We start from the raw sequence: 1,202 nt of genomic DNA, 5'->3' as shown, positions 1-1,202 counted from the left end.
GATCGCATCGTCGTGCTGGACGCCGGGCGCATCGTCGACATCGGCCGGCATGATGAGCTGGTAGCGCGCGGCGGGCTGTATGCGAAGTTGGCGGCGATGCAGTTTGGGCTGAAGGCCGACGCGCAAGCCGCTGCCTGAGCGGCGGCCAAAGCTGCTTGTTTCGGTCGCTCGTGCAAACAAGCCCGGCGGCTGATTCCGCACTCACCTGTGCGCAGCGTCACTGCAAGCGCGATGTCAATCTTTGACACTTTCTGATAAATTCCTCCCTTCTCTGAGAGGACCAAGTCATGGGCATGAACGTGAACCTCACACCGCAGCTTGAGGAACTTGTCCGCGCGAAGGTCGACTCGGGCATGTACTCATCAGCCAGCGAGGTCGTGCGCGAGGCACTTCGGCTGATGGACGAGCAGGACCGCCTTCGGCAGGTCAAGTTTGATGAACTGCGCCGCGAGGTTCGCAAGGGCCTCGACAGTGGTCCCAGCGAGCAATGGGACGCTACCGCCGTGAAGGCGAAAGCCCGTGCCCGCCGCACGACCAAGTCGACGGCGGAGTAGATGGCGCGCGTCACTCGGCGGCCGTTGGCAGAGGCCGACATCCTCGAGATCTGGGGCTACATCGCCGAAGACAGCCTCGCTGAGGCTGATCGCTGGGTGGATGGCCTGGACGAGAAACTTTCTCTCTGGGCTACGCAACCCACGATGGGACGCAATAGGGGTGAACTGGCACCCGGAATTCGCAGCCTCGCGTTCGGGCGATACGTGGTGTTCTTCCAGCCCTTGCCAGACGGTATTGATGTCGTTCGCGTTTTACACGGATCACGCGACATTGACGCAAGCTTCGAGCTATAGGCTCTGGCGCACTGCAACTCCAGACGCTGCCGCCTGAGCACCGGACGGGGCAACACGGCCTGCCCCGGCCAAACTCCCCCCGCATGAAAAAACTCGCCCTTGCATTGATCCCCTCACTGCTGCCCATGGCCATCGCGGCCCAGACGCTGGTCTATGTCGGCACCGACACCGGCGGCGAGAGCAAAGGCATCTACGTCTCCACCCTTGACGAGATCACCGGCGCGCTGTCCCCGCCGCTGCTGGCCGCCGCCATCGGCAACCCGGGCTTCCTCACCACGCATCCGAGCAAGCCCGTTGTCTACTCGGTCGCAGCCGGCCGCGCCGCTGATGGGTCCTGGAAAGAGGAAGTTGCCG

Annotated in this window: 3 protein-coding genes; all 3 read left to right on the top strand. The window is 63.4% G+C overall.

Features of this window, described 5'->3' with window-relative positions:
- The first annotated feature begins 287 nt into the window (after nucleotides 1–287).
- Nucleotides 288–554: a type II toxin-antitoxin system ParD family antitoxin gene (locus tag AC1DU6_RS31950; RefSeq protein WP_457326617.1), complete on the top strand. Its 267-nt coding sequence runs from the start codon at nucleotides 288–290 to the stop codon at nucleotides 552–554.
- Nucleotides 555–848 carry a type II toxin-antitoxin system RelE/ParE family toxin gene (locus AC1DU6_RS31945; protein WP_457390478.1) on the top strand — a complete coding sequence of 98 codons (294 nt, stop codon included), beginning with the start codon at nucleotides 555–557 and terminating at the stop codon, nucleotides 846–848.
- 83 nt (nucleotides 849–931) lie between these two features.
- Nucleotides 932–1,202 (top strand): beta-propeller fold lactonase family protein (locus AC1DU6_RS31940; RefSeq protein ID WP_477862218.1); only part of this gene is annotated, 271 nt, incomplete at its 3' end.

It is taken from the genome of Roseateles sp. P5_B10 (genome assembly GCF_056400485.1).
Note: the sequence above shows the minus strand (reverse complement) of the source record. Positions and strands in the feature narration are given on the sequence as shown.

Excerpts from the sequence above, each read along its gene's own strand:
- AC1DU6_RS31950 (WP_457326617.1), top strand. The coding sequence starts at position 288 with ATGGGCATGAACGTGAACCTCACACCGCAGCTTGAGGAACTTGTCCGC.
- AC1DU6_RS31945 (WP_457390478.1), top strand. The coding sequence starts at position 555 with ATGGCGCGCGTCACTCGGCGGCCGTTGGCAGAGGCCGACATCCTCGAG.